This window comes from Faecalicatena orotica, assembly GCF_003149245.1.
In the GTDB taxonomy this organism is placed as follows: Bacteria; Bacillota; Clostridia; order Lachnospirales; family Lachnospiraceae; genus Faecalicatena_A; species Faecalicatena_A orotica.
This window is the reverse complement of sequence record NZ_QGDL01000013.1, coordinates 176,651-186,749: the sequence shown is the minus strand read 5'-3', so window position 1 is coordinate 186,749 and position 10,099 is coordinate 176,651. Positions and strand designations below refer to the sequence as shown.

Annotated in this window: 8 protein-coding genes and 1 pseudogene; 1 reads left to right on the top strand and 8 read right to left on the bottom strand. The window is 46.2% G+C overall.

The window, feature by feature from the left end; translation table 11 throughout:
• From A8806_RS19795 to A8806_RS19765, 7 genes and pseudogenes are all read right to left on the bottom strand, one after another.
• Positions 1-248 (bottom strand): annotated as a pseudogene (locus A8806_RS19795) (PD-(D/E)XK nuclease family transposase); the annotation flags it as partial.
• A gap of 362 nt (positions 249-610) precedes the next feature.
• Positions 611-1,195, bottom strand: a complete 585-nt coding sequence (locus tag A8806_RS19790; RefSeq protein WP_109732896.1) for a VanZ family protein — start codon at positions 1,193-1,195, stop codon at positions 611-613.
• 117 nt (positions 1,196-1,312) lie between these two features.
• Positions 1,313-2,269: an alpha/beta hydrolase gene (locus A8806_RS19785; protein ID WP_109732895.1), complete on the bottom strand. Its 957-nt coding sequence runs from the start codon at positions 2,267-2,269 to the stop codon at positions 1,313-1,315.
• Positions 2,270-2,327: 58 nt separating this feature from the next.
• Positions 2,328-2,960: a beta-phosphoglucomutase gene (gene pgmB, locus A8806_RS19780; RefSeq protein ID WP_109732894.1), complete on the bottom strand. Its 633-nt coding sequence runs from the start codon at positions 2,958-2,960 to the stop codon at positions 2,328-2,330.
• Positions 2,941-3,840, bottom strand: a complete 900-nt coding sequence (locus tag A8806_RS19775) for an MBL fold metallo-hydrolase (RefSeq protein WP_109732893.1) — start codon at positions 3,838-3,840, stop codon at positions 2,941-2,943. The genes pgmB and A8806_RS19775 overlap by 20 nt, the downstream gene beginning before the upstream one ends.
• Positions 3,841-3,868: 28 nt before the next feature.
• The gene (locus A8806_RS19770) at positions 3,869-6,670 is read right to left on the bottom strand and encodes an alpha-L-rhamnosidase (protein WP_109732892.1); all 2,802 of its coding nucleotides are present in this window, start codon (positions 6,668-6,670) and stop codon (positions 3,869-3,871) included.
• Between the two features lie 31 nt (positions 6,671-6,701).
• Entirely contained in the window at positions 6,702-8,390 is a 1,689-nt protein-coding gene (locus tag A8806_RS19765; RefSeq protein ID WP_109732891.1) for a glycoside hydrolase family 3 protein, read from the bottom strand.
• A 259-nt stretch (positions 8,391-8,649) separates the two neighbouring features.
• Between A8806_RS19765 and A8806_RS19760 the strand changes: the two genes are divergently transcribed.
• Complete coding sequence (locus A8806_RS19760; protein WP_109732890.1) at positions 8,650-9,768, top strand: AraC family transcriptional regulator; 1,119 nt, start codon at positions 8,650-8,652, stop codon at positions 9,766-9,768.
• Here the strand turns inward: A8806_RS19760 and A8806_RS19755 are convergent.
• On the bottom strand, positions 9,765-10,082 hold the full coding sequence (locus A8806_RS19755; RefSeq protein WP_109732889.1) for a topoisomerase DNA-binding C4 zinc finger domain-containing protein: 318 nt from the start codon (positions 10,080-10,082) through the stop codon (positions 9,765-9,767). The genes A8806_RS19760 and A8806_RS19755 overlap by 4 nt on opposite strands.
• Positions 10,083-10,099 lie beyond the last annotated feature (17 nt).

Below are 10,099 nucleotides of genomic sequence, written 5' to 3'. Positions count from 1 at the left end.
CCCAGTAATAAGGAAAGCAGTTCTTCCAGACGTTCCGGATGAACATCGGGATTCATAATTTCTTTAAAGAATGAATCATATGTCATTTTTACTCCCCGCACACCCGTGCATACATCCAGAAATTCTTTTTTCTGTTCATCATTCCACTGGGCAAACTGCCACGAACATACCGGACTGCGGTTAATCTCATCTAACACCTCCTTTCGTGTCCTGATTAGTGGAAAATACTTTTTTAGCCCTTTTTGCATAGGCAATGCTCCTTTCTTTGCGTACTACACTGATTTCTTCTTTATTTTGGTTTTTTCATTCGCGGATACAGTTTCGATAGTGAAACGCCGAAATGAGATGTCAAACGGCTCTGAGCCGGCGGAATCGCCTGCCGTTTTGATGGACTAAGAGTATCATATCCAAAATGAGAATTCAATAAATAATCTATTAAATTTAAATAAGAATTTCTGCCGGTGTTGCTATTCACGGCCAGAGGCCATGCATAGTAATACCGGGAAGTAGATAGCTCCACAGAAATCCATGCTGCTTAAAACAAAGATTCCCGTGGAGCTACTTTTTTAGTGGCCGGATTATCTATATTTGCTATTTAACCAATACCGCATCAGCGTCCGCGTCTTCTCTGCCGCTGCATCTCTCTTTCCCGTTCTCTCTGTCTTGCCCTCTTCCGCTCCCATCTGCGCCTGCTGCGCTCCATCATTCTTCCCGGGGCAAGGAACGTCCAGCAACAGATGCGTACGGCCATAATACCAAAAAAGACACCGATACTGTCAATCCCGACATCTTTCACAGAAGGTCCCCTGCCGTCTACAAAAGACTGGTGATACTCATCCCCGCAGGCAAATCCTACACAGATAAGCCCTGCAACGATCATGAGTCCAAAGCCCCTCAGACCATATACATAGAAGGGAAGAGATACCGTAACGGCAAGGATAAAATATTCCGTCATATGGGCCAGCTTTCTGACCGGATATTCGATTTCATAGGCCTTCTCATCTATCTCCCAGTCCTCCATATTCTTCTGAAGAACTTCATTCCCAAATGTAACAATCTTGTGGCTCACCGTATAGCTCAAATTTCCGGAATCATCCCCTGTCTGGGCTGAAAAGTTAAAGATGACCAGCATCATGAGGATCGCCGGTAAAAAAGACAGCGGTTTTAATATTAACAACATACATTTCTTGAACATTTATGTCACTTCCTTTGTATAAAACACTTATATGGTAACTGTTAGTGGTAAAATCATTTTTCTATCATACCGTGTTCCCCACATAAAATCAAGTTCTGGAAGGACTTCAATTCAGTGTTAATGCTGCTGTAATTCCATCATCCGCTCAAACTCCGTCTTCTCCGGAAGATCAAGCGCAAACCGTTTTTCCAGCCAGCACTCTGCCAGTTCAATCCATTTTGACGCATCTTTGTTTATCATCTTTTTTGATATTGCCGTTGCCTGGGTAGCAAGACTTAAGCCGTGGTCCCCCTCTTCGAAGATATGCAGTTCGAACGGAACCTTCTGGTCTGCGAGGGCATGTGCCATACGCAGGCTGTGCTGAACCGGAACCATTGCATCTGCGGACGTGGCCCATAAAAATGTAGGAGGAGTATGTTCAGTCACATTCAGTGCAGGACTAACTTCCCTTAATTTTTCTTCAGAAGGTTCAGGCTCGCCGAGGTAAGCTGTGTTTGACCCCTTAAAAAATGCTGTATCCATCTCATTCATTTCAAATTTTTCCATAAAAGTATAGTCACTCAGCGTATATCCCAGAATAATCGCGGCAGGTTTCAGCATATTCGCCTCCACCCCGAAATACTCTGTCAGCAGGGGGCTGTTCCAGTAAACGGAATACATGGCCGAATTATGGGCGCCCGCGGAAAATCCGCACACTGCAACGCGTTCCATGTCAACCAGCCATTTTTTTGCGTGTTCACGGATATAGAGCATGGCCTTCCCAATATCACGGACAGGCGCCGGATGTTTCGTATCCTCTTTCGGTACAACTGGCCTGGAAAGATCTGGGAATGTATTTTTTCCGTCATCATATGTAGAATATCTCAGGACAAATGCATGGTACCCCATAGACACAAACCTCAGTGCAACCGGCTCCGCCTCCCTGTCTGAACAGCTGAAATATCCGCCGCCGGGACAGATCAGGATAGCAGGACGCTTTCCCTGCTGCCTCATTTCCCCTTCCTCTGCTGTCACATAGGTTGTTAAAGTGACATTATCGCGATCCTCATAAAGCTTAATTTTTTCAGTTAACATAACTTTTGCCTCCTTAAAAAATACTTCTTTGATTATACCACTTTTTTACCAATGAACATCAACCAATATCCAACAGTTCACCGAATGTTTCTATCCTGTAATCTGCTTTCTCATATCCCGATGCATCTCCAATCCCGACCGATGCCATGCCCGCTGCCTTTGCAGCATCTATCCCGGCATACGCATCTTCTACAACAATACACTCCTTGGGATTCACTCCAAGAAACTCCCCGGCCTTCACAAACACCTCCGGGTCCGGTTTCGAACGGGTAATATTATTTCCGTCTGAAACAGCGTCGAACGCATCTGTAAGCCCCACCTTATCCAGAATAAATCCGGCATTTTTACTCGAAGAACCGATTGCAAGCTTATGGCCTCTTTCGCGGAGTCTTTTCAGCGTTTCTCTCACTTCTTCCGTCACATCATCCGGAGTCATTGTTGCGAGAAGCTCGCGGTAGGTGCGATTCTTCTGTTCCATCATCTGTGCCTTTATTTCACCGGACAACGGCTCTCCTTCATACTTTTCCAGAATAATTTCCAGACTTTCCGCACGGCTCACACCCCTGAGCCGGTTGTTGATAGTTTCGTCAAAATAAATCCCCAACTCATCCGCCATCTTCTTCCACGCCTGATAGTGGAACTTGTCTGTAAATACAATCACACCGTCTAAATCAAATATAAATGCTTTCACTTCTCTTCTCCCTTATCCTTGTACCGGTTGGTTTCACGCCGTACACTTTCATGACCTGCTTTTTCTCGATGAAAATACTTGCATTTCTGTATCTCACCCTGCATAATCTCTCTGCCCCCGGGTCCATTTCTACAAATGGATGGTTTAATTTATCCTCTATGGCTGCGGTTCCGTCAAATATACTGTCTACAAGCCCTGCATAATCATCAAGATAACTTTTTGCAATCGGATATCCATTGTGGTTCGGGAGTATGTAATCAAAACAATCTGACATGTCTTTCAGCCTGAGGAAGTTCTCTTTAAAGTTCTTCAGTCTCTCTTCCACGTCATACGGAGCTTCCGGGTTTCTGGAATTATCAAACATCATTACCTGTCCGGCCTCGAGCTCGTCACCGCTAAACAGCATTCGGTGCCCTCTGTCCAGATAAAACAGGCTGCTGTTACAGTGCGCCGGTCTGACATCCAGCACGTCTACGGTCCGGCCGCCCAGTTCGATTGTATCTCCCTCACCGATATATATTTTTTTATAATCTGGATACGGAAGGAGTGTCAGATCAAAGGGGACCGCACCGGGAGTTTCAACAGACGGAGCATCAATCCTTTCCCCCCTGCTTACATAAACCTCCTCAAATTCTCCGTTTCCCCCTGAATGGTCCGGATGATAGTGGGTATTTGCCACAATGACCGGCTTTTCTGTCAGCCGTTCCACATACGGCCTCAGATTGCCGGCCCCGTATCCTGTATCAAGCAGAAGGGCTTTTTCTTCCCCTTCCAATAGATACATGTTTTCTGTCCCGTTCATGAAGTTAATCACCCATGTTGTATCGTCTATCTTCCATGACATATATGTCCCGAAAATCTGCTCCAGTGTTGGTTCCATGCTGCTGTCTCCTTCCAATTTTTATCTCTTATTTATCGACCACCTTTAGTTCACTGATCTCTTCAATGGCTTTTTTCAGCTGTTCTGGTTCAAACGGCAGATACCCCATCTTCGAAATATCTTCCAGTGTATTCGCCCCCATTTCCGGATCGCCGGATGCAGCCATTCCTGCGATTGCCGGCGCGTATCTGCCAAGTACCTCCATCGCTTTTTCATCCCTTGCAATTCGAGAAAGTGTGGTTTTGCTATGATACGGCTTTCTCAAGTCTTTCTCTGGCTGATAAGCAAAATCGTAACTTCCCGCTCCCAGAAGCTGTTTTCCTCCGGGATATCCAGGCAAGCAGGCCTCGGCCTCACAGCCGAACGGGACCTCAATATGCACCTTAAGTGTTCCGTTTTCCTCAATGCTCCACTTGCTGACATACAGGCCGTTTACAGAATCGTAGAGGCATTCCAGACTTCCCAGACGTATGTCCGGATGCGGTGCGATTACAGCCTTCCTAAAACCGGGTTCCATCGGGCGGATTCCTGCCGCATATGCGTAGACAAATTCCATGACGGAACCATACGCATAGTGGTTCAGAGAGTTCATCCCCGTATCACTGATCGTTCCATCCGGTAAAACCGAATTCCACCGTTCCCAGATTGTAGTCGCCCCGAGGTCGACGCTGTACAGCCAGCCGGGGAAACCTTCCTGAAACAAGAAGTCATATGCGGTTTCGTACAGGCCCGCTTCAGCCAGAACCGTGCACAACAGAGGTGCACCAACGAAGCCGCATTTGATCTTGTTGCAGTCTTTTTTCAACCGTATTTTAAATTGTTCTATCGTTTTGTCTCTGTCAACATACAGTCCGAACTTCAGAGCAATGACATAAGCCGCCTGCGTATCCACGGCCAGACGCCCGCCGGGTGTAAAGAATTCATGTAAAACTGCCCGTTTAATTTTTTCTTCCAATGCAAGGTAATGTTCTGAATCCTCCTGTTTCCCCAGCCTCTGAGCCATCTTTCTCACAATCTGCGCGGAGCGGTAGTAGTAAACGGATGCAATATAGTCATCGTCTGTACTTCCCTTAAAACTGGATTCGGTAGGACCGTCCAGCGCAAGCCAGTCTCCGAAATGGAATCCGAAGTTGAACAGATACTGCCTATTTCCCCTCATGGAATCTTTTCTGTCAATATAATCTACCCAGTCTTTCATCAGGGGATAGCAGTACTCCATCTCATCCAGATTTCCATAGTATGTATAAAGCGTATCGGGAAGAAATGTGGCGATATCGCCCCATACACTTCCTACATCCTCTTTGTGCCCGATATTCGGCAGATAGTTTGGAACCCCGCCCTCCAGATATTGCTGCTCATCTCTCAAATCCTTCACAAATTTATGGAAGAAGGCGCGTGTATCCATGTGGTAGCTTGCGGTTGGCGCAAAAACCTGTGCATCTCCGGTCCATCCGAGGCGCTCGCTTCTCTGTGGACAGTCCGTAGGCATATCGATAAAGTTGGATTTCAATCCCCATATAGTGTTTTTATATAATCTGTTAATTTTCTCGTTTCCAGTAGTGATATAACCAGTTCTGCGGAGATCTGAATAGAGTACCCGGCCTGTAAAATCTTCTTTCTTACATGCTCCCGGCCATCCCGTCACACGCACATAGCGGAAACCAAAGAAAGTAAAATGTGCCCGCACAGTCTCTTTACATCCGTTGGAAACGTAAACAAACTGTGATTTTGCCTCACGGTAATTTTTGTTGTAGAAATTACCTCCCTGCAGGATTTCCCCAAAATCAAGCACGACCTTCGTCCCTTTTAGGAAATCTGCCCTGAATTCGAGATATCCAGCGAAGTTCTGCCCCATATCCAGCACGGTCTCCCCCGCCGTAGTACGAAGGACCTCCTGCACCGGGATTCTTTCCTTTGCCAGAACCTTAAGGCTGATGCGGTCCGTCAGATGGGACTTGGCAAGGTTTCTTGTCCCTTCCTCATCCTCCGGATGTTCCAAAACCTGTACCGGGCGGTGCGGATTTTCCTTTTTCTCCCACAGCATCCGGTTCAGAATCTCCCCGAAATAAATGCCGGATTCCTCGATATCAGAGCCATAATATTTCCAGCTTTTGTCCGTGCAGATACATTCGTGCGTCCCGTCTTCGTATTCCAGATGCAGCTCTGCAATCGCAGCCATGCGGTCCCCGTAGTTTTCCTTCTGCATTTCCAGCCCGAAGGTCCCTATGTACCATCCCTTTCCAAGCAGCAGTTCCAGCGTATTCCCACCGTTTTCCCTCAGAATGCCATCGAGCGGGAAGGTCATGACCTGAATAGTTTTCTCATAGTTGTTCACGTAGGGGGCCAGATATTCCTCCCCAAGTTTCTTCCCATTTATATATGCCTCAAACAAGCCCACTCCGGCCGCATATAATCTGGCACGGCGTATCTTTTTGGAAACGGAAAAGGATTTCGTCATGACAGGGTGGAAGGTATCCTCTTTTTCCGTGCTGATCCAGTCGGCATCCCAGCACTCATCCATTTTCCCCGTCTCAAAAGTGCAAATATCACTGACCGCGCGGTCCCTGGCATCGCCCTCTACCGCAATACGGTAAAAATAAGTTGTCCGCGGCCTCAGGTCCATATCCAGCCTTTCACCGCCCTGCTTTAAATCCGGCCCCTCCTTTTTACAGAGTATCGTTTTAAAGTCTCTGCTGTCACTGACCTCGATCACTGCATTTGTCTGTCTTTTACTTGCCGTATCACGGACATTCCATGAAAAAATGAGCTTCTCATAGAGAAATCCGGCCGGATTGTCGATCCCGTTGATCCTTATATTCGTAATTCTCATGTTCCATTCCTTTCTTTGCACTCCTAGAATCTTAAAATGTTAAGTCCTCCCTGCCGCAGAAAGCGTCCACAGGTGATACCCCTTTGAAGCTGCTTCTGCCCAGTATTTTTTCAACAACTGCCTCGATGACGTACTCTGAATTACAGTATCCGTTAATGTACGTCTTTATCATCGGTGCGTCCAGAAGATGATACGGATTTCCGACGCTGACAAACATGACCGGAACCTCATGTACCATCCACGGCATATTGTTGCCAAGCCCGAACATCGTGTGCCAGTTCAGGCGGGATACCGTCTTGTTGGAGGCGGTCTCAACATTGCCGATATAAAGGACAAGATCGTACCTGTCTTTAAAAGCGGTAACTGAGTCTTCCATGACCTCGAAGCCTTCTGGTTCATATACCGTAACTTCAAAACCTTCTTTCCCAAGCTTCTCCGTGAAGGACGAGCAGACTCTTTCATTGGACGGAAAGTCCCCCATCATCTCCAGAAGGATTCTTTTCTGTTTCTGCGGGCTGATCGGAAGTAAACTCTGCGTATCCTTTACAAGTGTCACACCCTTGTCAGCACATTCTTTCGCCCATGTATCGTGTAATCCGCAGTTCAGAATCTCCAGGGCTTCCGGTCCGGGTACAAGGGTTTTGTTTTTCTGCTTTTCAATGAGTCCCATTGATACTTTTACTGCAAGTATTCTTTTTACAGCCTCCTCAAGACGCTCCTTTGACAGAATTCCTTTTTCATATCCCCTGTGCATGAAACGGAAGTCCTCTTCCATGTTCCTGTTAAACAGAATGACATCGCATCCATTTTCGATGCTCAGCGGAATCGCTGTCTCCCTGTCGCATGCAGCACAGAAGCCTGTCATCGGGGTCGCATCTGTGGAGATCAGTCCGTTAAAACCAAGTTTTTCCCGCAGCAGACGTTTCAACAGATTTGGTGACAATGTGGCCGGAATTATTTTTTCCGGTTTTTTTCCGTCGAAATATTCCTCATATGCAGGCATGGCAATGTGTGCGGCCATGATTGTCAGGGTGCCTGCCTCTATCATTTCGCGGTATATCTTTCCATAAGTCTCATCCCATTCAGCGCAGGAAAGGGAGTTGACACTTGTCACGAGATGCTGGTCACGCTCATCGACCCCATCCCCCGGGAAATGCTTTACCGAAGCTGCCACTCCCTGTTCTTTTGCCGCTTCCAGATATGCTTTCCCCATCTTTATGACAGTTTCCGTATCCGAGCCAAAGGTACGGACATTCGTGATCGGGTTATGGTAATTAAAATCAAGGTCCACAACAGGTGCAAAAGACCAGTTTACGCCGACCGCCGCTCCCTCACTGCAGCTTACCCTGCCGAGCTGGTACGCCTTTTTTTCATCCCCGGATGCCGCCACAAGCATTTCCCTGCCAAAATAAGTTCCCTCAATTGCCGAACCATTTCCGCCATACTCCAGGTTGGAGGCTGTCAAAAGCGGGATTTTTGATGTGTCCTGCAGTACTTTATGGGCCTGTCTGATCTCTTCTCCCGGCCCCTCTCTGTACAGCATACCTCCGATATGTTTCGTTTCCACTAATTCCTTTAATTCATTTTCGTTTTTCGTAAAGACAATGGGGCAGAATAACTGCCCGATCCGCTCGTCAAAACTCATGGAATCATATGTATCATGCACCCATTTCACCTGTTCGTCTGTTAAATAAAATGGTTTTTCCTTATATCTGATCATGCTCTCTTTTCTCCTTTTGATACACATTTTGTATTCTTTTCCTTTTCTACTTACTATTGTAGTGTACCCGCACCATAACCTCCATGTAATATTTTTTTTATTATCCGACTTATTTTCAGTTACTGTGTCACCCTCTTGAATGTCCACAACTATTTTCATATATACGGTTTATTTAATTTCCTGAATATCCCTGCTTATTTTGTTGAATATAAATCCGGCATTTGTTATACTTTTGGTAATCAGGAAAGGAAGGACAGACATGCCATATTACATTACCTACGGGGAATTTCAGAAGCATATGAAAGACTATTATCTGCGGACCGGAAACAGGATGCAGTTCCCGGAGATGTCCGACTATTTATATAAAAAGGGGCTCCTTCTGGAAACGTCCCCTGAATCCCCTGCTTCGAGTGAATTGTTTGGAAGCATGACAGATGATGAGTTTAACCGCGTTGTAGATTCTATGGTACTGACTCTGAATCCCAGCCAGACTCTGAATTTCAAGGTTGCCGAGACAGATATCTTCCCTACGGCAAGGGATGCTTTTATCATCCGGCATCCCCGTTATACAAGGCCATCCACACATACTCATAACTATTTTGAGATTAACTATGTGGCACAGGGAACCTGCACCTTTGTGTTTGAGAAAACAAACCGGGTACTCAGCGAAGGAGAGCTGTGTATTATCGCACCTTCTTCGGAACATGACCTGGTCATTGACGATGATTCCACGGTGTTCTGTATCATGCTCAGAAAAAGTACGTTTGACACAACCTTTTTCTCACTAATGTCCAGAAAAGACCTGCTTTCCTACTTTTTCCGCACGATTCTGCAGGATGATTCCCACGCGAATTATCTCCTGTTCTTTGCTGAAAATAATACATGGCTCAAGACCATCGTGCGCAATGCTATGGGAGAGAGCTACAAGAATGATGTTTATAGCAATACCTGCTGCATCAGCTGGATTAACCTGCTATTCTCCAATCTACTGAGAAATTACAGTAAAACTCTTCAGTTTTATAATTATCAGATGGGATCAGATTTTTCACTCGTACTGCAGTATATCCAGCATAATTACCAGACACTGACTCTGTCCTCGCTGGCGGAAATGTTCCACTACAGCGAGCCTCACCTTTGTACTTTGATTAAGCAGAATACGGGGCATAACTTTACAGAACTGATCAAAAGACTGCGGATGGCTGACGCCGTAGATTATCTGACGAATACAAACCAGAAGATAAGCGAGATTGCCGAACAGATCGGTTATAACTCCGCGGACCACTTTTCCCGGGTATTCCGGGGGACTTACCATATGTCACCTCAGGAGTACCGGAAGGTGCACGCAGGGGAAAAAGAAGACTTCCGGCCCTTTACTTAGGACCGGAAGCCTTCTTTTTCATCTAAATTCACAATCCCTCTGCATTTCGGGAATCGGGAACATCCGTAAAACTCCCTGCCTGCATTTTTCCCCTTTGCCGCAGTGCGTTTTACCATGACCGCCCCGCATCGCGGACACAAAACATCAGTACAAGGTTCTTCCTCTGCTTCCACAGGCTCCACATCTGTAGGTTCTTCGCTTTTCCCCGGATCTTCACATTCTGTCTCTTCGAATAACTCCTCTTTATATTTTGCCACATAATCTATCGGGTTCTCTGTACTTTTCTCAAGAAAAAACTGCGCTGTTTTCATCATTTCTAAGTGATTGCAAT